A 19,327-nucleotide genomic window follows, 5' to 3' on the forward strand; every position below is an offset into this window, starting at 1 on the left:
CCTGGAGGCTCTGATGGATACGTCCGTTTCCCGTCCCGAACTGCTGCTGGTGGCCGATGCCGTCGCGCGTGAGAAGGCGATCGACCGGGAGGAGGTTCTGGAGGCGATGGAACAGGCCATCCAGAAGGCCGGCCGCGCCAAGTACGGGCACGAAAAGGATATCCGCGCGACCATCGACCGCAAGACCGGCGACGTCCGCCTGTCCCGCTGGACCGAGGCCGTCGAGGAGGTGGAGAACGAGGAAACCCAGATCCCGCTCCACATCGCCCGCAAGTTCAAGCCCGAGATCCAGCTGGGCGAACATCTGGTCGATCCGCTGCCGCCGATCGATTTCGGCCGCATCGCGGCGCAGACCGCCAAGCAGGTGATCGTCCAGCGCGTGCGCGAATACGAGCGCAAGCGCCAGTATGACGAATTCAAGGACCGCGTGGGCGAGATCGTGAACGGCACGGTCAAGCGCACCGAATACGGAAACCTGATGGTCGAGATCGGCAGTTCCGAGGCGCTGCTGCGCCGGGACGAGCTGATCCCCCGCGAAAGCTTCCGCAATTCGGACCGCGTGCGCGCCTATATCTATGATGTGCGTGACGAGCCGCGCGGGCCGCAGATCTTCCTGTCGCGCACCCATCCCGCCTTCCTGGCGAAGCTGTTCGCTCAGGAAGTGCCGGAAATCTACGACGGCATCATCGAAATCAAGGCCGTCGCCCGCGACCCGGGATCGCGCGCCAAGATGGCGGTGATTTCCCGCGACGCGTCGATCGACCCGGTGGGCGCCTGCGTGGGCATGCGCGGATCGCGCGTCCAGGCGGTGGTGCAGGAACTGCAGGGCGAGAAGATCGACATCATTCCCTGGAGCCCGCAGGCCGCGACCTTCGTGGTCAACGCGCTGGCGCCGGCGGAAGTGACCAAGGTCGTGATGGACGAGGAAGCTGGCCGGGTCGAGGTCGTGGTGCCTGACGAGCAGCTCAGCCTGGCGATCGGCCGGCGCGGGCAGAATGTCCGCCTGGCCAGCCAGCTCACCCGCTGGGACATCGACATCCTGACCGAGGCCGAGGAATCGGAACGCCGGCAGGAAGAATTCCGCCGTCGCAGCGGCCTGTTCGTCGAGGCGCTGGACGTGGACGACGTCATCGCCGGCCTGCTGGTGACCGAAGGCTTCCATTCGATCGAGGAACTGGCCTATGCCGACCCCGACGAACTGGCCGAGATCGAGGGCTTCGACGAGGACGTGGCCGGCGAACTGGTCCGCCGGGCCGAGGGCTTCCTGGCCCGGCGCGAGGACGAGCTGGACGAGAAGCGGCGCGGCCTCGGGGTGTCGGACGATGTCGCGGCGCTGGGCGTGTTCTCGAACCAGATGCTGGTGACGCTGGGCGAGAAGGGTGTGAAGTCGCTGGACGACCTGGCCGACCTGGCGGGCGACGAACTGGTCGAGATCCTGGGCGGCGAGGTCATCGACGAGGAAGCGGCGAACGAGATCATCATGGCCGCCCGCGCGCACTGGTTCGAAGGCGAGGAAGCCGCCGGGGAAGCCGCCCGAGAAGCTTCTGGGGAGACGGCCGAAGGCCGGGAGGCGTCGGACGTCTGATCACGAAGCCGCACCCGACCGGGCGATGCGAGACATGGAAACGGATGCCGACCAGGACAGGGATGACGAACGCGGGCCGCTGCGGCGCTGCATCGTCACCCGCGACCGGGCGGCGCCCGAGACGATGCTGCGTTTCGTGCTGTCACCTGACCGGATTGTGACGCCCGATCTTTCCGCGCGTCTGCCCGGACGGGGAATCTGGTTGAGCGCGCGGCGGGATGTGCTAGAAACGGCGCGGACACGGGGGGCATTCGCACGCGCCGCCCGTGGGCAGGTCGTCGTTCCGCCCGACCTGGACAAGATCCTGGAAGCCGGACTGGTGCGCCGGATGCTGGAAACGGTGGGACTCGCACGGCGGGCCGGTCAGGTGACCTACGGCTTCGCCAAGGTGCGGGAATGGATAACGGGCGGTCGCGCCGGTCTGATCATTCAGGCCGAGGACGGCAGCCCGGACGAGAGGACGAGGTTGTTGTCCGGCGCACGGGACCTTCCGATAGCGGTTGTTCCTACGGCGGCGGGTCTGGGGGCGGCATTCGGCCGTGACCATGTCGTGCACGCGGCGATGTCGTGTGGCGAACTGGCACGTCGTGTCCGCGTCGATAATGAACGTTATGCGGGGCTGTCCGGCAGGGCGGTCCCGGGTTCGGCGGACCGATCCACCGAACTTGGGTGAACAGGCGGGTACATGAGCGAAGGCAACGATCAGGATCAGGGTAAGGGACGCTTGTCCTTGCGGCCGGCGGGCCGGAAGGATGTCGGACGGACGGTTGATGCCGGTTCCGTGCGGCAGAGTTTCAGCCATGGTCGTTCGAAGGTGGTGCAGGTCGAGGTGCGCAAGAAGCGCGGCCCCGGTCCGGCCCCCGCGGGCAGCGGCTCCGGTTCGTCCGGTGGCGGGCGCGCCGGCGGGCGGGGCGGCAGTGGTGGCCGGGCGCTGACGGCGTCCGAACTGGCCACCCGCCAGCGCGTGCTGGAAGAACAGCGGGCCGAGGCCGTCCGGCGCGAGCAGGAACGGCGCGAACAGGAAAAGATCATGATCCTGTCCGCGGCCGAGGAAGCGCGCCGGCGGGACGAGGAAGCGCGCCGCGCGGCCGAGGACGAGGTCCGCGAGAAGGAAGAGGCCGCCGCCCGCGCCCGTGAGGAAGAGGCCGAGCGCCGCGCCAGCGCGCAGGCCCACGGCCAGGCGGGGACCCCGTCCCGGGCCGAGCCCGAGCCCGAAAGCAGCGGACCGGTCGTGTCGGCGGTGCCGATTCCCGGCGCGGTCACGCTGGCCCCGCCGATGGAGCGCCTGCGCCCGCTGGCCGAACGCGCCATCATGCCGGCCCGCCCGGTCACGCCCAGCCGTCCGGCGACGCCGGCCGCGACCCCGCAGGCCCCGGGCGAGACCCTGCGCCTGCGCACCGGCCGCGTTGGAGAGGCAGAGGACGATCGCCGTCCGGCGCGCCGTCCCGGCGGCGGCATCGCCCCGGGGCGCAAGCCGTCCGGCGCGTCGCCCAAGAAGGGTGGCGACAGCCGCCGTTCGGGCCGCATCGACGTGCAGGCCGCGATCGAGGGTGACGACGACAAGACGCGTTCGCTGGCCTCGGTCCGGCGCCAGCGCGAACGCGAACGCCGCCAGGCGGAACTGGAGCGCCTGCGCGCCGACCAGGTCCGCGTGGTGCGTGACGTCATCCTGCCCGAGACGATCACGGTGCAGGAACTGGCGAACCGCATGGCCGCCCGCCAGGGCGAGGTCATCAAGGCCCTGATGAAGATGGGCGTGATGGCGACCGTGACCCAGTCGCTGGATGCCGATACCGCCGAACTGGTGGTCCAGGAATTCGGCCACCGTGTCCGCCGCGTCGCCGACAGCGACGTCGAAATCGGCATCGAGGGGATCGAGGACCAGCCGGAAGACCTGCTGCCGCGTCCGCCGGTCGTCACCGTCATGGGCCATGTCGACCACGGCAAGACGTCGCTGCTGGACGCGCTGCGCACGACCGACGTCGCGGCGGCCGAAGCCGGCGGCATCACGCAGCATATCGGCGCCTATCAGGTGACGTTGCCCTCCGGGTCGAAGATCACCTTCATCGACACTCCGGGTCACGAGGCGTTCACCGCCATGCGTGCCCGCGGCGCCTCGGTGACGGACGTGGTCGTGCTGGTCGTGGCGGCGGATGACGGCGTGATGCCGCAGACGATCGAGGCGATCCGGCATGCCAAGGCCGCGAACGCCCCGATCATCGTCGCCATCAACAAGTGCGACAAGCCGGGTGCGAACCCCGAGCGCGTGCGCCAGGAACTGCTGTCGCACGAGATCGTGGTCGAATCGATGGGCGGCGACACCCAGGATGTCGAGGTCTCGGCGCTGAAGCGCACCGGGTTGGACAAGCTGGAAGAAGCGATCCTGCTGCAGGCGGAAATGCTCGACCTGCGGGCCAATCCGGACCGCGTGGCCGAGGGCTCGGTGATCGAAAGCCGTCTGGATCGCGGTCGCGGTCCGGTGGCGACCGTGCTGGTCCAGAAGGGCACGCTGCGGCGTGGCGACATCGTGGTGGCCGGCGCCGAATGGGGCCGCGTCCGTGCGATGCTGGACGATCGCGGCCGGCAGATCCAGGAAGCGGCGCCCGCCATGCCGGTGGAAATCCTCGGCATCGCCGGGGTGCCGGGTGCCGGCGAGCCGTTCGTGGTGGTGGATAACGAGAATCGCGCCCGCGAAATCTCGGAATTCCGCCAGCGCGTGATCCGCGACCGCACGGCGGCCGGCCAGACCGCCGCCCGCGGCACGCTGGACCAGATGCTGGCCCGCATCCAGGCCGGCGCGCAGAAGGAAGTCGCCGTCCTGATCAAGGCCGACGTCCAGGGTTCGGCCGAGGCGCTGCAGGCCACGGTGCTGAAGCTGGAGCATGAGGAGGTCAAGGTCCGCGTGCTGACGGCCGGCGTCGGCCAGATCACCGAAAGCGACGTGCAGCTCGCCAAGGCGTCGGATGCGGTCATCATCGCGTTCAACGTCCGCGCCACGACGCAGGCCCGCGAACTGGCCCAGCGCGAAGGCGTGGATATCCGCTACTACTCGATCATCTATCAGGTCGCGGACGACGTCGAACAACTGGTCAAGGGCAAGGTGGCGCCGAAGCACCGCGAGAAGTTCCTCGGCTATGCCGAGATCCGCAAGGTGTTCGACATCACCAAGGTCGGCAAGGTCGCCGGCTGCTACGTCACCGAGGGCGTGGTCAAGCGCGGCTGCGGCGTGCGCCTGCTGCGTGACAACGTCGTCGTTCATGAAGGCGAGCTCAGCCAGCTCAAGCGCTTCAAGGACGATGTCAAGGAAGTGGCGCGCGGCTACGAGTGCGGCCTGTCCTTCGCGGGTTACAACGACCTGCGCGAAGGCGACATGGTCGAGTGCTACGAGATGGAACTGGTTCCCGCATGAGCCGTAACGCCTCACGCGGCAAGGTGAACACGGCGGGGCCGGCGGGGAAACTCGCCGGCCATGCTGCTTCCGGGCCCACGCAACGCCAGTTGCGCGTGGGCGAGGAAGTGCGCCGCATGCTGGCCGACCTGTTCGCCCGCACGGAATTCCGCGATCCCGAGCTGGTCGATGTCCGCATCACGGTGACCGAGGTCCGGATCTCGCCCGACCTGAAGCACGCCACCGCCTTCGTCGCCCGGCTGGGCCGCAGCGACGTCGAAACCCTGCTGCCGGCGCTCAAGCGCGTGGCGCCGTTCCTGCGCTCGCGCCTGTCCACCGGCCTGCGCCTGCGGGGGGTGCCGGAAATCCATTTCCAGCCGGACACCGCGCTGGATTACGCGATGGAAGTCGATGCGCTGCTGCGGCAGCCGGACGTCGCGCGGGATCTGGATTGAGCCTGAGCGGGCCTCGACTTACCCCGGCACCGACTACTTCCCCTCCCCGACCAGCAGAACCCCCGGCGTCCGACGCACGGTCCGGGCCGCGTCATGCAGCGCCGCGCCGGCGGCCGCGATGTCGCGCCCGGTCGTGGCCAGGTCTGTGCGCGCGGTATCGGCGTCCAGCGCGCGCAGATCGGCCTGTACCTGCCGCGCCTCCACTATCACGGCATGCGCTCCCCGGGCGACGGCGGACATGTCCGCACCCCGATCATGGACCTGACGCCGGGCGGTTGCCTGCAGGTGATCGATATCGGTGTGGGTGACGGCCCAGGCGCGGCCGGTCTGCGTCTCCGCCCGGTTCAGGGCGGCAGCGGTGGCGTGTGCCCGGTCGCGCACGTCCAGAAAGCCGGCGCGCATGGGTGGCAGGGTGGCATCCATCCGGGTGGCGATGTTCCGGCCGTCCGCCCGTGCCTGCTGCCATTGTGCCGCCATGGCGTGGATCGGCAGGGTGGCCAGAGTGCGGCGCAGCACCTGCCAGTGGGATTCGCGGGCTGGGATTTCAATCAGATGTGACAGGCCGGGATGCGGCGGCGGGGACGGTCCGGGGGCGAAATCCAGGTCGATCCCGCTGCGTCCGACAACCAGGCTCTGGGAATGCAGGTGCGCCTGCAATCCGTCCCGCACCAGGTCGGCCAGGGCGATACGGCGCGGCCGGGACGTGCCGGGTGGCGGGATGACGCGGATCAGGTCGGGCCGGACGCGGATCGTGACCGGAATGATGGTCCGGCCCCGCGCGGGATCGGGCAGGACGTTCACCTGTTCGACCCGGCCCAGCGCCACGCCGCGGAATGTGACCGGCGCGCCGGCGCTCAGTCCCGGGACCGGGGTGTCGAAGACGACCAGCGCCCGTTCGGTCCGGGTCAGCAGGCCGAACCGCCCGAACGATCCCAGGATCGCGATCCCCGTTCCGATCCCGCACAAAATAAAGAGCAGGACGGCCAGTGCTGTCGGTTGCCGTGTCATCCGGTCTGTTTTGATTACCCGTTCCGCCAAGGGAAACCTGGCATGGCACAATCCGGCATTGCTCCCTAGTCAGGGCTCGTCTACACGCACGCCTCTTCCGAGGTTCTGAAAAAAGGTTCTGCCCCATGCGACGCAAGCGCGGACGCCCGATCGACGGCTGGCTGGTCATCGACAAGCCGTCGGGCATGACATCGACCGATGTCGTCAACCGGGTGAAGCGCCTGTTCGACGCCCGCAAGGCGGGGCACGGCGGCACGCTGGACCCGCTGGCGACGGGGCTGCTGCCCATCGCCTTCGGCGCGGCCACCAAGACCGTGCCCTACATCATGGACGGCACCAAGCGCTATGAATTCACCCTGCGCCTGGGCGAGGCCCGCGACACCGACGACGCCGAGGGCGCGGTGATCGAAACGTCCGACGTCCGCCCGACCGACGATGCGTTCCGCGCGGCGCTGCCGGCCTTTCGCGGCGACATCATGCAGGTGCCCCCCATCTATTCCGCGATCAAGGTGGCGGGCGAGCGCGCCTATGACATGGCGCGCGAGGGCCGGGCCCCCGACCTGCCGCCCCGCCCGGCGCGGGTCGACCGGTTCGACCTGGTGGCGCGCCCGGACGCCGACACCGCGATCTTCGCCGTCGAATCCGGCAAGGGCGTCTATATGCGCTCGCTGGCGCGCGACATCGCGCGGGCATGCGGTACCGTGGGGCACGTGGCGGCGCTGCGCCGGCTGCGGGTCGGCCCGTTTTCCGAGGCGGATGCAATTCTTCTGGACAAAATTGTCCCAAGCGACGACAACGCGCCTGCCTCACCGGATCTGCTGCTTCCGGTCGCGACCGCGCTGGCCGACATCCCGGCGCTGGCCTTGACCCATGAAGAAGCGGATGCCCTGTCACACGGGCGGGCGGTCAGCCTGCTCGACCTGATGGGACGGATACCGGACGCCGTCGATCCCGCATGCGGGATCGTGCGGGGAATGGACGGGGCGCGCGTGATCGGGCTCTGCCGGCTGGAAGATGGCTGGCTGCGTCCGGACCGCATGCTTTAACCGAATCTGATATGGAGAACACGATGTCGATTACCGCAGAGCGCCGTACGGCGCTGATCGGCGAATACCAGACTGCCGCCACGGATACCGGCTCGCCGGAAGTCCAGGTCGCGCTGCTGAGCGAACGGATCACCAACCTGACCGAGCACCTGAAGACCCACGCGAAGGATTTCCATTCGCGTCGCGGCCTGCTGGTGATGGTCGGCAAGCGCCGTGGCCTGCTGGACTACCTGAAGCGCAAGGATCAGGCCCGGTACCAGACCCTGATCGGCCGCCTGGGCCTGCGCCGCTGATCTGTCGCGCGATCGGGCGGGGCCGTGCGGTGCATGGCCGTGTGTGATCGCGCCGGTCCGTCCCGCCGGCGGGGTGGCTCGGCCGCCCCGCACCGGCTGGACGGCCACACCCGCCGCCCAATCGTGGGCCGGGCAACATGCTGCCGCCATGTCGGTGGAGACATCCGGACCGGGTCGCAGCGTTTCAGGCCACATGGTGTATTGATGGGCAACCGTCATCGCTCCATGCCGTCCGAGACGCTGTCATTCCTCCCGTCGTCCGGGGACCTCCGACCCGCCTGGGCCGGCCGCCGGACAGGGAATGTCTGAATGTTCAATTACTACCGCAAGGAAATCGAGTGGGGCGGCCGTCCGCTGGTGCTGGAAACGGGCAAGATCGCCCGCCAGGCCGACGGCGCCGTGGTCGTGACCTATGGCGACACGGTCGTGCTGTGCACCGCCGTCGGCGCCCGCAGCGTCAAGCCGGGCCAGGATTTCTTCCCGCTGACCGTCAACTACCAGGAAAAGGCCTTCGCGGCCGGCAAGATCCCGGGTGGGTTCTTCAAGCGCGAGGGCCGTCCGTCCGAGATCGAGGTCCTGAATTCCCGCCTGATCGACCGTCCGATCCGCCCCCTGTTCCCCGAGAACTTCCGCAACGAGGTGCAGGTCGTCGCCACGGTGCTGAGCCACGACCTGGAGAACGATCCCGCGATCGCGGCGCTGATCGGCTGCTCGGCCGCGCTGACGCTGTCGGGCATCCCGTTCTTCGGTCCGGTGGCGGCCTGCCGCGTCGGTTACGCGGACGGGGCCTATATCCTGAACCCGACCCTGCCCGAAATGAAGGAAAGCGCGCTGGACCTGGTCGTCGCCGGTACGTCCGAAGGCGTGCTGATGGTCGAGTCCGAGGCGAGCGAACTGAGCGAAGACGTCATGCTGGGCGCCGTGACCTTCGGGCATGAAGCGTTCCAGGCCGTCATCGACGCCATCATCTCGCTGGCCGAGCATGCGGCCAAGGCACCGTGGGACCTGGCCGAGCCGTCGGCCGAGGAAATCGCGCTGAAGCAGCGGATCGACACGCTGGGCCGCGCCGCGATCGCCGAGGCGTATCAGGAGCGCGTGAAGCAGCAGCGCTACAAGAAGGTCGGCGCCGCCAAGGAAGCCGTGCTGGCGGCCCTGGCCACCGAAGGGCTGGACGTCACCGCGGCCAAGCCGATCCTGAAGGATCTGGAAGCCGACGTGGTGCGCAGCGCGGTGCTGGATACCGGCTACCGCATTGACGGCCGCGACCTGAAGACGGTCCGCCCGATCGTCTCCGAGGTCGGCATCCTGCCGCGCGCCCATGGTTCGGCCCTGTTCACCCGTGGCGAGACCCAGGCCCTGGTCGTCGCCACCCTGGGCACCGCCCAGGACGAGCAGGTGATCGACGCGCTGGAAGGCGAATACCGCACCAACTTCATGCTGCACTACAACTTCCCCCCCTATTCGGTGGGTGAATGCGGCCGCATGGGCTCGCCCGGCCGGCGCGAGATCGGGCATGGCAAGCTGGCCTGGCGCGCGATCCATCCGCTGCTGCCCGGCAAGGACACCTTCCCGTACACGATGCGCATCGTGTCCGAGATCACCGAGAGCAACGGATCGTCCTCGATGGCCACGGTCTGCGGCACCTCGCTGGCGCTGATGGATGCGGGCGTGCCGCTGAAGCGTCCGGTGGCGGGCATCGCCATGGGCCTGATCAAGGAAGATCGCGGCTTCGCCGTGCTGTCCGACATCCTGGGTGACGAGGATCACCTGGGCGACATGGACTTCAAGGTCGCGGGCACCGAATCCGGCATCACCGCGCTGCAGATGGACATCAAGATCACGTCCATCACGCCCGAGATCATGAAGATCGCCCTGGGCCAGGCGCGCGACGGCCGCCTGCACATCCTGGGCGAGATGTCCAAGGCGCTGACCGAAGGCCGTTCGGACGTGTCCTCCACCGCGCCGAAGATCACCACGATCTCGGTGCCGAAGGAAAAGATCCGTGACGTGATCGGCCAGGGCGGCAAGGTGATCCGCGAGATCGTTGAATATTCGGGTGCCAAGATCGATATCAACGATGACGGCACGATCATGATCGCGGCCTCGTCCGAAGATCAGGCCACCCGCGCGATCGAACGGATCCGCGGCATCGTGGCTGAGCCCGAGCTGGGCGCGATCTACACCGGCAAGGTGGTCAAGACCGCCGATTTCGGTGCGTTCGTGAACTTCCTGGGCGCGCGCGACGGCCTGGTCCATATCTCGGAACTGGCGCAGGGCCGGGTGGCGAAGACCACGGACGTCGTCAACCAGGGCGACGTGGTGAAGGTCAAGGTCCTGGGCTTCGACGATCGCGGCAAGGTCAAGCTGTCGATGCGGGTCGTCGACCAGCAGACCGGCGCGGACATCACCGAGTCCGTCGGCGAGCGCCCGGGCCGTCCGGCACGCTGAGGCCGGGCGCCAAGGCCGGGTGGCGGCGCGGGGCCCGGGTTCCGCACCGCCGCTTCCCGCCCGTCCGGGCGGGGCACACGCAGTAAAGTCCCGGCCCAGCGGGCCGGGGCGATGACGATAGGGTGATGATGAAGGCGATCAATGCGATCCGCATGGGCGGGGTGGATGTCCTGCCGCTGATCGAAGGTGGAAAGGGCGTGTCGGTTTCGACCGGCATATCGTCCGGACATTGGGCGGCGGCAGGTGGCGCCGGCACCGTGTCGATCGTCAACGCCGATTCGTACGACGAACAGGGTCGTCCGGTTCCGCAGGTCTATCACGGCCGGACCCGGCGGGAACGGCACGAGGAACTGATCCGCTACGCCATCCGGGGCGGCGTCGCCCAGGCCCGCATCGCCCACGACCTTTCGGGTGGCCGGGGCCGCGTCCACGCCAACATCCTGTGGGAAATGGGCGGGGCCGAGGACGTGATCACCGGCGTGCTGGAAGAAGCACCCGGCCTGATCCACGGCCTGACCTGCGGGGCGGGCATGCCCTATCGCCTGTCGGGCATCGCGATGCGGTTCGGCATCCATTATTATCCCATCGTGTCGTCCGCCCGGGCCTTCAATGCCCTGTGGAAGCGCTCGTTCCACAAGAGCGCCGACCTGCTGGGCGGCGTGGTGTACGAGGACCCGTGGCGGGCCGGCGGCCATAACGGCCTGTCGAACACCGAGGACCCGGGCAGCCCCGAGGACCCGTTTCCGCGCGTCCTGGCGCTGCGCAAGCTGATGCGCACCTTCGGCCTGGACGACACCCCGATCATCATGGCCGGCGGCGTATGGTGGCTGGAGGAATGGCAGGACTGGATCGACAGTCCCGAACTGGGGCCGATCGCCTTCCAGTTCGGCACCCGCCCGCTGCTGACGCAGGAAAGCCCGATCCCCGACGCGTGGAAGCGCAAGCTGCTGACGCTGAAGAAGGGCGACGTGTTCCTGAACCGGTTCTCGCCCACCGGCTTCTATTCCTCGGCGGTGAACAACCCGTTCCTGCGGGAACTGCAGGGGCGGTCGGAACGCCAGGTCGCCTATTCCACCGAACCGGTGGGCGAGCATACCGCGTCCTACGGCGTGGGCGCCCGCGCCCGGCAGGTCTTCATGACCGAGGCCGACCGCGAGCATGTCCGCCTGTGGGAACTGGAAGGCTATACCGAGGCGATGCGCACGCCGGATTCCACCCTGATCTTCGTCACGAAGGACAAGGCGCAGGAAATCCTGACCGACCAGGTGGACTGCATGGGCTGCCTGTCGGAATGCCGCTTCTCGAACTGGAGCCAGCGGGGCCCGAACTATACCAACGGCCACAAGGCCGATCCGCGTTCCTTCTGCATCCAGAAGACGCTGCAGGCCGTCGCCCATGCCCACGGGGACACGGGCGATGCGGCGATGGACAACAACCTGATGTTCGGTGGCACGAACGCGTGGCGGTTCGGAACCGATCCGTTCTATGCCAACGGGTTCGTGCCGACGGTGGGGCAACTGGTGGACCGGATTCTCACCGGCCGCTGAGGGAAGGCGAAGGTCGGGCCTTCCCCGAACCCGGCGAGGGCAAAACCCTGCCCTCGCCCCCCGGTTCAGGCGAACCGGATATCCAGCGACCGCAGATAGGTCTGCAGCCCGGCATCCTGGATCGGCATCAGGAACGCCTCTTCGTCGCTTTCATTGTAATGGGCGTGCCACAGGCCCGGCGGGGTGATGAAGGCCATGCCCGACTGCCAGTCCTGGCGGATCGGGTTGATGATCTGGCCCTGCGCGTCCAGTGCTTCCCCGATCAGCGTGTAGCAGCCGTCGGGGCAGGACACGATATAGTCCAGCGCCACCGACTGGTGCCGATGGGGCTTCTGCACCGATTGCGCGGGCAGCAGGCCGAACATCGTCCAGATGACATGGGTGATGGTGCGCGTGGCGGGGAACCGGGCATTGCCCAGCAGGACGGATACGCGGCTGCGCGACCGGGCCTCGGGGCTGGCGGCGACGGCGCGCAGTTCGTCCATCGTCCGTTCGGCCGGATACAGCGTGGGCTCGAACCGCGCCTGGTCCGGGCGTACGCCCAGGTAGGCCAGCAACGGCGCGTCATGCACCAGGTACAGCGTCGCGTCGTCACTGGCGGCGTGCGCATAGTCCGTGCCGCCGGGCAGGGCGACGATGTCGCCGCGCTGCCAGTCGACCGACGGCAGGTGCCCGGCATCCGGCACCGTGCGCCCCGCCCCGCGAACGACGTAGAAGACCTGCGACGTTGCGGCGATCTCCGGGCGCAGCGTGTCGCCGGCATCAATCCGCACGAAGGCGGCGCACAGTCCGGGCGACGTCGCCGGCCCGGGGCAGCGCAATTGTTCGGACAGGTCCAGCGGGATGACCCGGCTGGGTCCCTCGGCCCAGGTTTCGGGCCCCCAGGACATGAAGGGCAGCCGGGGCGTCAGCCCGGGCCGGATCGGGTTCGCCGCGCGGCTGTATTCAAACCATTCGGCATCGCGCGTGACGGGCATGGTGGCACGGTCGAGCATCTGCGTTCCTCTTCTCTTTGCCATCCGGTTCTGTGATTTGCCGGACTGGACGCGGACTGTAGGGTACGGGCTCCGCCAGGCGGAACGGCCGGTTCGGGAAAAGAGTTTTGCGCGGTCCGGCACGCGGCGCAGAGACAGGAGGGGATGTGGACTACGTGACCTGCCTGCGCGTGCTGGTCGCCACCGCCGACGGCGGCAGCCTGTCGCGGGCGGCGGGGGTGCTGCATATGACCGTCTCCTCGGTGTCGCGGGCGATCACCGTGCTGGAACAGGACCTGGGCGCCGCCGTCTTCAACCGTTCGACCCGGGGATTGCACCTGACGGAAATCGGCGGCCGGTTCCTGGCCCGGGCGCGCGACATCCTGGCCGAACTGGATGATGCCCGGGCCGAGGCCGCGTCGCTGAACGCCGCCCCCCGGGGCCGCCTGCGGGTGCTGGCCTCGCCATCGGTCGGCCGGGCGGTGATCGCGCCGCTGCTGCCGGGGTTCCTGAAGGCCTATCCCGATATCGACCTCGACCTGCGCAGCGGGCCGGCCGGCGGGGACCTGTCGCACATCCTGATCGAAAGCGGGGCGGATATCGCGGTCGTCACCGGGCGGCCGCCGGATTCCGGCCTGCTGTTCCGGCCGGTGCTGACGGGATCATGGTGGCTGATGGCGCCGCCGGGGCGGGTGCCTGCCGATGCCGGGCCCGATGACCTGTCCGGCTTGCCCTGCCTGGCCCCGTCGGGCCAGGAGGCGGAATGGCGCTGCCATCGTGGCGGCCGGACGGTCGTCCTGCCCACGACAGGGCGGATTACGGCGGATTCGCCGGACATGCTGCGCGCCCTGGCGGCCGCCGGGGCCGGGCTGGCGCTGCTGCCGGACTGGATGTTCCTGCATGCCGCGCCGGGCGAGGCAGGGTTGGAGCGGGTTCTGGCCGACTGGCGCATCACGCCGGCCGCGGATGAATCCTGCGACCTGTCGGCGCTCTATCCCCGCAAGAAGGTGGTGCCGCCCAAGACCCGGGCCTTCGTGACCGCGCTGGGCGCCGCCGGCCGGGCCTTCGATGCGCGGATGATCTGTCTTAAATGATATTCCGCAGGACGATCCGGACGTGTTTTTCACCATGTGCCGTGCTGATGGCGAAGTCCAGCGTGCTTCCGGTCGGCCCTGTCAGAAGCGACCAGATATCTTCGGGCCGCAACGACGCGGCGGTGTGGCCATTGAGGGTATCGACGGTGTCTCCCACATGGATGCCGGCGGTATCGGCCGGGCCACCAGCATACACGACCGATACCGTCCATGCGTGTCCGTCTTCCGTCAGGCGCAGCCCTGCCCGGTTGAAAACATCCTTTTTGCCGTAAAGATGGTTGGGTTCCAGGATGATGCGCTGACGTGCATAGTCGAATGTCAGGTTGAACTGTCTGAGAATACCCAGGCCGATATTGCCCGATACGTCGCGGTTGGCATCAAACCCTGAATGCTGAAGGGAAATTCGTGTGACTGGGTCGTGGACGTCCGCGACGGGGCGTCCGTCCGGTCCGTCGAAGGCCACGGTGTGGACGCGCCTGCGGGCCCAGACCCCGTGCGTCGTGCTGACGGCCGATCCCGAATAGGGAAGGTTCGCCTGGTAGCGTTCTGCAAGATGATAGCGTCGGGCGAAGGGAGCGATCAGCAGCAGCGATCCGTTATCACCCGTATCGACCGCGAATCGCCCGGCTATACCGTCTATGGATCCGAAAATTTCCGGTTGATTATCCTGAAAATGAAAGGGCACGATCATCCCGCCGCCACGATGGACAAAACGATCAGGTTTCGTAAGTGTCATGACCTGTCGGTCGAAGTCGAAATGGACAACGAACCTCTGCAATGTCTCCAGCCCGATGAGCATGCGGTCCGGGTGATTCCTTTCGAACGCATATGTATGAAAGCCGGGGCGGTTCATGACGGCACCCCCGATCGACAGTGTTGCGAGCCTGCCCAGGCTCGTCGTCGAAAATCCTTCTCCGCCACCTGACATTTTCAAATGTCCTGTCGTGTCGGCATGCAGTGCCGCAACAATGGAAGGCTGCAGAAGCAGGCTTCCTCCGCTGTCGAACTCGGCTTCCGCGTTCAGCGTCCCGTTCAGGGTCACTGGTACGATGATCCGGTTGTCCGCGGTCAGGCGGAACGGAACGTCGATCCTGTCCATGCCTTCCGGCATCGCGATGTCCGATCGGGGGCGTCGGGGTATGGAATAACAGTCGTCCGGAACGGACGGATTGATGTCCACCCGATCGATTGTCGTCACGCTGTCGAATGTCGGATCGGACCCGTCGCCGACCCGGATGGAAAATGGAATCGTCAGGCCCGATACGCGGCGATAGTCGCCATAGGTCGTGACCACTCGGTCCTCGGCCTGCTGTTCGTCGATGCGGTACAGCAGGTGGGTCGTCCCGTCTATCCAGGCATCGAATGTCCGCCCACCCTCGGGCGTGGCGGTTATGACGTCATATGCATGCCCGTTCTCGGATCGGGTGCCGGTGCGGGCGATCGTCGCGGGGTGGCGATCAGGGTACCACCATGCCTGTGCGACGCGGAAGGCCTCGCTTTCGGCATCCAGGATGGCGTCTGTGTCCCCCAGCGTGTACGCGATCCCGCTGCGGGGCATGATCCAGGGCGTGACGCCGTCGAATCCCAGCCCACGCGGCGTGGGAAAGGCCGATGTCAATGTCACGGTGCGCCCCGTCATGACATCATCCTCGCGGCTGCCCGGCACGTCCATGCCGCCCGAACGGGTCGTCGTGCGGTAAGCGAGTGTCCTGACGCCGTCCCAGCGATCGCCGCCCGACGCGGCCTTCATCTGCCGCAGGATGCCGATGGCGGGGTCGCTGGTGTCCAACGGGTCCGACGCGATCGCGATCGGCGTTGAAAACGCGACGGACAGCAGGATGGCGGCAGGAAGGGAATATCGGATCATGGGGCGCAGATAACGCGATCCGCGGGCAGGCGTCTTGAACAGGACAAACATTCCACCGGCCCGCGTGCGCGACGGTCAGAACATTCGGTCCCCGCGCAATCTACCGGGCGATTGTCCCGTCGACGCCTTGACCAGACGGGTCATATGGCTCTGGTCACTGAAACCGGCCAGGTCGGCGACATCCGCCAGGCCGGACTCGCCGTCGTGCAGAAGGGACAAGGCCACTCCGACGCGCAGCCGGCGCATGTAGCGGCCGATGCTACAGCCGAATATGGTGCGAAAGGCGCGCGCCAGATGAATGGGATGCACGTTCGCCAGGGCGGCGAGTTCCCGCATCGAGGTCTGGCGGCCCGGATGGGCGTGAAGATAATCCCTGACGGCCAGAAGCCATTTCGCGCCGCGCGCGTCGGCCTGAACCGATAGACAGGCGTGATCCAGTATGTCGGATACGATGCTTTCCGTTTCGCATGCGTCCTTTGTGGACTTGTCGCGGATGGCACGGGCAAGCCGCATGCCCAGTCCGACAATGCCCGGATCATGGCGATCCATGGCGTCGCTGAACAATCCTGTTCCCTGCCGGTAATGATCGAGCGCGTGTGCGGCGATTTCGATAGTCAGGATCCGTGTGGGAGATGGTGCGTGCCGGTCGGCGTGATGCTCGCCCGGCGGGTGAACGATCAGCATGCCGGGGGTCGCCGTGCGGGCGCGCTGCCCGAAAACTTCCTGATAGCCGCCACTCAGGACAAGACACAGGCTGGCCAGTTCGTGATCGTGCCGGGCGATCCGCAGCGAGGGGGCATAAAGACTGTCCGAGACGACGAAATCCGACAGGACCACCTGCCGGCGTCGTGCGTCGTGCAGGTTGCCTGCACCGCGTGATGTGCTGCCCATCGGATGTCCTTCAATGAGGCTCGGCGTGCCGTATCGAACCGGGTGCGGTCGCGCGTGCCGGCGGGACGATCCCGCCGGGGGTACGGTGGATGCGTATTCAGTCCCCGGGCAGGCAGGCGTCACGGAACAGGGCGAAGGCCCGGGCGCGGTGGCTGATGGTGTTTTTCTCGGCCTCGGGCATTTCGGCGAAGGTCCGGTCGCGGCCCTCGGGGGTGAAGACCGGGTCGTAGCCGTGGCCGTGGGTGCCCCGCGGCGGCCAGGTGATCCGGCCGTCGATCCGGCCCTCGAAGCTGCGGATCGTGCCGTCGGGCCAGGCCAGGCACAGCACCGAGACGAACCAGGCCGACCGGTCGGGATCGTCGCCGATGCCCTCGTGGATACGGGCCATGGCGCCCGGAAAATCCTTCTCCGGTCCGGCCCAGCGGGCGGAATAGATCCCGGGCGCGCCGCCCAGGGCCGCGACGCACAGGCCGGAATCATCCGCCAGCGCCGGCAGGCCGCTGGCCTGCGCCGCGGCATGGGCCTTCAGGGCCGCATTGCCGACGAAGGTCTCGGCGGTTTCCTCGGGTTCGGGCAGGCCGAGCTGGCCGGCCGAGAGGACGGTGATGCCGTATCCGTCCAGCAGGGCGGAAAATTCCACCAGCTTTCCCGCATTGTGGCTGGCCAGGACCAGCCGGTCGCCGCGCGCCAGGCGGCGTGTCGCCTGCCCGCTCACGGTGCGGTCCGCGCGGTCAGGGCGGCGTCCACGGCCTGGCGCTGGGCGATGAAAAGCTGCGCGGTGCCGGTTCGCGCCAGACGCAGCAGCGTGTCGAACTGGTCCTGCGCGAACGGGGCGTGTTCGGCGGTCGCCTGGATTTCGACGATGCCGCCGGTTTCGGTCAGCACGAAGTTGGCGTCGGCGGCGGCGGCGCTGTCCTCGTCATAATCCAGGTCCAGCACCGCGCCGGCCCCGGTCAGGCCGCAGGATACGGCGGCGACCTGCGCCGTCAGCGGCAGGCGGGCCAGCACGCGGTTGCGCACCAGGGTTTCCAGCGCCAGGCGCAATGCGACCCAGGCGCCGGTGATCGACGCGCAGCGGGTACCGCCATCGGCGTTCAGCACGTCGCAATCGACGGTGATCGACATCTCGCCCAGCGCCTCCAGATCGACGACGGCACGCAGCGAGCGGCCGATCAGGCGCTGGATTTCCTGGGTGCGGCCCGACTGCTTGCCCTTCGCGGCCTCGCGGCCGCCACGGGTATGGGTGGCGCGGGGCAGCATGCCGTATTCGGCCGTCACCCAGCCCTTGCCCTGGCCGCGCAGGAACGGCGGCACCCGGCTTTCGACGGTGGCGGCGCACAGCACCTCGGTCCCGCCCATGCGGATCAGGGCCGAACCCTCGGCATGGTGGGCGAAGCCCGGTTCGATGGAAATGGCGCGCAGCGCATCAGGTGCGCGGCCCGAGGGGCGGGTGGTCATGAAGGCGGTACTCCGATCGGCAGGCCGAGGGGCCGGGCATAGCCCGAGCGGGGAACGGATTTCCAGTCCCGTGCTTGTCATGGCCCGCTTCCGGTTCCAGATTTAGGCTGGTCGTTTTTTCGGGCTGGCGTTTCCTGGCCGGTCGAACAGGGAGGAACCAAGGCCGATGGACCCCGCCACGCTGTCCCCCCGTCCTGCCCTGCCGCCCGGGCTGGACGCAAGATCCGCGGCGATCCTGCGTGAAATCGTCGAACAGTACGTGGAAACCGGCGAACCGGTCGGCTCGCGCACGCTCTCGCGCCGCCTGCCGCTGTCGCTGTCCCCGGCCACGATCCGCAACGTCATGGCGGACCTGACCGAGGCCGGACTGCTGTTTTCGCCCCACGCCTCGGCCGGCCGCCTGCCCACCGAAAAGGGCGTGCGGCTGTTCGTCGACGGCCTGCTGCAGTTCGGCAGCCTGACCGAGGACGAGCGCGAGACGATCACCCGCTCGCTGGAAATGCGCGGCCGGTCGCTGCAGGACATGCTGTCCGAGGCCTCGTCTATGCTCTCGGGCCTGTCCTCGGCGGCGGGTCTGGTCCTGGCGCCCAAGAGCGACGGTGCGGTGAAGCATATCGAATTCGTGGCCCTAGGGCCGCGCCGCGCGCTGGTCATCCTGGTGGGGGCGGACGGGCAGGTGGAAAACCGGGTGATCGAAACCCCGATCGGCCTGCCGCCCTCGGCTCTGGTCGAGGCGGGGAACTACCTGAATGCCCACCTGACCGGTCGCACGCTGGAGGGCCTGCGCGAGCATGTCAGCGCCAACATGGCCGCCAATCGCAATGAACTGCATCATCTGACGGCCGAAGTGGTGGCCAGCGGCCTGGCGACGTGGAGCGAGCTGGATCGCGGCGGCACGCTGTTCGTGCGCGGCCAGGCGCGGCTGCTGGCCGACGTGACGGAGATCGAGCGCCTGTCCACCATCCAGATGCTGTTCGAACGGCTAGAAACGCAGGAAACGATGCTGCGCCTGCTGGACCTGGCGCAGGAATCCGAGGGGGTGCGGATCTTCATCGGGGCCGAAAGCGGCGTGTTCGGCCTGTCGGGCATGTCGGCGGTGGTGGCCCCGGCGCGGACCGACAGCAACCGCATCGTGGGTGCGATCGGCGTGATCGGGCCGACGCGCATCAATTATGGCCGCATTATCCCGGTGGTGGATTACACCGCGCGGGTTATCGGCCGGATGCTGGGGTGACTGCCTCGCCAGTGCCATATTGTTTCGTTCTTTTTTGAA

17 protein-coding genes are annotated in these 19,327 nt (G+C 68.0%); 11 read left to right on the forward strand and 6 right to left on the reverse strand.

From position 1 onward, the window contains the following. Window positions 1–13 precede the first annotated feature (13 nt). The 4 genes from nusA to rbfA are packed head-to-tail and all read left to right on the forward strand — an operon-like array spanning window position 14 to window position 5,428. Window positions 14–1,585 (forward strand): transcription termination factor NusA, encoded by a 1,572-nt coding sequence (gene nusA / locus GDIA_RS10420; RefSeq protein WP_012224609.1) that lies wholly within the window; start codon window positions 14–16, stop codon window positions 1,583–1,585. Between the two features lie 25 nt (window positions 1,586–1,610). Next, entirely contained in the window at window positions 1,611–2,258 is a 648-nt protein-coding gene (locus tag GDIA_RS10425; RefSeq protein ID WP_012224610.1) for an RNA-binding protein, read from the forward strand. A 12-nt stretch (window positions 2,259–2,270) separates the two neighbouring features. Next, complete coding sequence (gene infB / locus GDIA_RS10430; protein ID WP_012224611.1) at window positions 2,271–4,994, forward strand: translation initiation factor IF-2; 2,724 nt, start codon at window positions 2,271–2,273, stop codon at window positions 4,992–4,994. After that, on the forward strand, window positions 4,991–5,428 hold the full coding sequence (gene rbfA / locus GDIA_RS10435) for a 30S ribosome-binding factor RbfA (RefSeq protein WP_012554125.1): 438 nt from the start codon (window positions 4,991–4,993) through the stop codon (window positions 5,426–5,428). The genes infB and rbfA overlap by 4 nt, the downstream gene beginning before the upstream one ends. A 33-nt stretch (window positions 5,429–5,461) precedes the next feature. Here rbfA and GDIA_RS10440 read toward each other — a convergent pair whose 3' ends face one another. After that, window positions 5,462–6,436 (reverse strand): MlaD family protein, encoded by a 975-nt coding sequence (locus GDIA_RS10440; RefSeq protein ID WP_012224613.1) that lies wholly within the window; start codon window positions 6,434–6,436, stop codon window positions 5,462–5,464. Window positions 6,437–6,561: 125 nt separating this feature from the next. Here GDIA_RS10440 and truB point away from each other — a divergent pair, with 125 nt between their 5' ends. The 4 genes from truB to GDIA_RS10460 all read left to right on the forward strand — a co-directional run bounded on the left by truB (window position 6,562) and on the right by GDIA_RS10460 (window position 11,770). Next, window positions 6,562–7,482 (forward strand): tRNA pseudouridine(55) synthase TruB, encoded by a 921-nt coding sequence (gene truB / locus GDIA_RS10445; RefSeq protein ID WP_012224614.1) that lies wholly within the window; start codon window positions 6,562–6,564, stop codon window positions 7,480–7,482. 23 nt (window positions 7,483–7,505) lie between these two features. Then, complete coding sequence (gene rpsO, locus GDIA_RS10450; RefSeq protein ID WP_012224615.1) at window positions 7,506–7,775, forward strand: 30S ribosomal protein S15; 270 nt, start codon at window positions 7,506–7,508, stop codon at window positions 7,773–7,775. 309 nt (window positions 7,776–8,084) lie between these two features. Continuing rightward, the gene (gene pnp / locus GDIA_RS10455) at window positions 8,085–10,223 is read left to right on the forward strand and encodes a polyribonucleotide nucleotidyltransferase (protein ID WP_012224617.1); all 2,139 of its coding nucleotides are present in this window, start codon (window positions 8,085–8,087) and stop codon (window positions 10,221–10,223) included. A gap of 128 nt (window positions 10,224–10,351) precedes the next feature. After that, on the forward strand, window positions 10,352–11,770 hold the full coding sequence (locus GDIA_RS10460; RefSeq protein WP_012224618.1) for an NAD(P)H-dependent flavin oxidoreductase: 1,419 nt from the start codon (window positions 10,352–10,354) through the stop codon (window positions 11,768–11,770). A 65-nt stretch (window positions 11,771–11,835) separates the two neighbouring features. On the opposite strand, the gene GDIA_RS10465 is transcribed toward GDIA_RS10460, so the two are convergent. Next, window positions 11,836–12,765 carry a cupin domain-containing protein gene (locus GDIA_RS10465; RefSeq protein WP_012554127.1) on the reverse strand — a complete coding sequence of 310 codons (930 nt, stop codon included), beginning with the start codon at window positions 12,763–12,765 and terminating at the stop codon, window positions 11,836–11,838. Window positions 12,766–12,911: 146 nt separating this feature from the next. On the opposite strand from GDIA_RS10465, the gene GDIA_RS10470 reads away from it, so the two are divergent. Next, entirely contained in the window at window positions 12,912–13,838 is a 927-nt protein-coding gene (locus tag GDIA_RS10470) for a LysR family transcriptional regulator (RefSeq protein ID WP_012554128.1), read from the forward strand. On the opposite strand, the gene GDIA_RS10475 is transcribed toward GDIA_RS10470, so the two are convergent. Further along, window positions 13,831–15,132 (reverse strand): aspartyl protease family protein, encoded by a 1,302-nt coding sequence (locus tag GDIA_RS10475; RefSeq protein ID WP_231854233.1) that lies wholly within the window; start codon window positions 15,130–15,132, stop codon window positions 13,831–13,833. The two genes, GDIA_RS10470 and GDIA_RS10475, sit on opposite strands and share 8 nt — an antisense overlap. A gap of 226 nt (window positions 15,133–15,358) precedes the next feature. Here GDIA_RS10475 and GDIA_RS19675 point away from each other — a divergent pair, with 226 nt between their 5' ends. Next, the gene (locus tag GDIA_RS19675) at window positions 15,359–15,538 is read left to right on the forward strand and encodes a hypothetical protein (RefSeq protein WP_231854234.1); all 180 of its coding nucleotides are present in this window, start codon (window positions 15,359–15,361) and stop codon (window positions 15,536–15,538) included. Window positions 15,539–15,780: 242 nt separating this feature from the next. Here the strand turns inward: GDIA_RS19675 and GDIA_RS10480 are convergent, their stop codons facing one another. The 3 genes from GDIA_RS10480 to rph form a co-directional block, all read right to left on the reverse strand. Further along, window positions 15,781–16,596 carry a helix-turn-helix transcriptional regulator gene (locus GDIA_RS10480; RefSeq protein WP_012224622.1) on the reverse strand — a complete coding sequence of 272 codons (816 nt, stop codon included), beginning with the start codon at window positions 16,594–16,596 and terminating at the stop codon, window positions 15,781–15,783. Between the two features lie 97 nt (window positions 16,597–16,693). Continuing rightward, entirely contained in the window at window positions 16,694–17,311 is a 618-nt protein-coding gene (gene rdgB, locus GDIA_RS10485; protein ID WP_012224623.1) for an RdgB/HAM1 family non-canonical purine NTP pyrophosphatase, read from the reverse strand. After that, window positions 17,308–18,054: a ribonuclease PH gene (gene rph / locus GDIA_RS10490; protein WP_012554129.1), complete on the reverse strand. Its 747-nt coding sequence runs from the start codon at window positions 18,052–18,054 to the stop codon at window positions 17,308–17,310. Before rph ends, rdgB begins: the two co-directional genes overlap by 4 nt. Window positions 18,055–18,220: 166 nt before the next feature. On the opposite strand from rph, the gene hrcA reads away from it, so the two are divergent. Further along, window positions 18,221–19,288, forward strand: coding sequence for a heat-inducible transcriptional repressor HrcA (gene hrcA / locus GDIA_RS10495; protein ID WP_012224625.1), 1,068 nt, complete (start codon window positions 18,221–18,223; stop codon window positions 19,286–19,288). Window positions 19,289–19,327 lie beyond the last annotated feature (39 nt).

The sequence above is a fragment of the Gluconacetobacter diazotrophicus PA1 5 genome (assembly GCF_000021325.1).
Lineage (GTDB): Bacteria > Pseudomonadota > Alphaproteobacteria > Acetobacterales > Acetobacteraceae > Gluconacetobacter > Gluconacetobacter diazotrophicus.

Excerpts from the sequence above, each read along its gene's own strand:
- nusA (WP_012224609.1), top strand. The coding sequence starts at position 14 with ATGGATACGTCCGTTTCCCGTCCCGAACTGCTGCTGGTGGCCGATGCC.
- GDIA_RS10425 (WP_012224610.1), top strand. The coding sequence starts at position 1,611 with ATGCGAGACATGGAAACGGATGCCGACCAGGACAGGGATGACGAACGC.
- infB (WP_012224611.1), top strand. The coding sequence starts at position 2,271 with ATGAGCGAAGGCAACGATCAGGATCAGGGTAAGGGACGCTTGTCCTTG.
- rbfA (WP_012554125.1), top strand. The coding sequence starts at position 4,991 with ATGAGCCGTAACGCCTCACGCGGCAAGGTGAACACGGCGGGGCCGGCG.
- GDIA_RS10440 (WP_012224613.1), bottom strand. The coding sequence starts at position 6,436 with ATGACACGGCAACCGACAGCACTGGCCGTCCTGCTCTTTATTTTGTGC.
- truB (WP_012224614.1), top strand. The coding sequence starts at position 6,562 with ATGCGACGCAAGCGCGGACGCCCGATCGACGGCTGGCTGGTCATCGAC.
- rpsO (WP_012224615.1), top strand. The coding sequence starts at position 7,506 with ATGTCGATTACCGCAGAGCGCCGTACGGCGCTGATCGGCGAATACCAG.
- pnp (WP_012224617.1), top strand. The coding sequence starts at position 8,085 with ATGTTCAATTACTACCGCAAGGAAATCGAGTGGGGCGGCCGTCCGCTG.
- GDIA_RS10460 (WP_012224618.1), top strand. The coding sequence starts at position 10,352 with ATGAAGGCGATCAATGCGATCCGCATGGGCGGGGTGGATGTCCTGCCG.
- GDIA_RS10465 (WP_012554127.1), bottom strand. The coding sequence starts at position 12,765 with ATGCTCGACCGTGCCACCATGCCCGTCACGCGCGATGCCGAATGGTTT.
- GDIA_RS10480 (WP_012224622.1), bottom strand. The coding sequence starts at position 16,596 with ATGGGCAGCACATCACGCGGTGCAGGCAACCTGCACGACGCACGACGC.
- rph (WP_012554129.1), bottom strand. The coding sequence starts at position 18,054 with ATGACCACCCGCCCCTCGGGCCGCGCACCTGATGCGCTGCGCGCCATT.
- hrcA (WP_012224625.1), top strand. The coding sequence starts at position 18,221 with ATGGACCCCGCCACGCTGTCCCCCCGTCCTGCCCTGCCGCCCGGGCTG.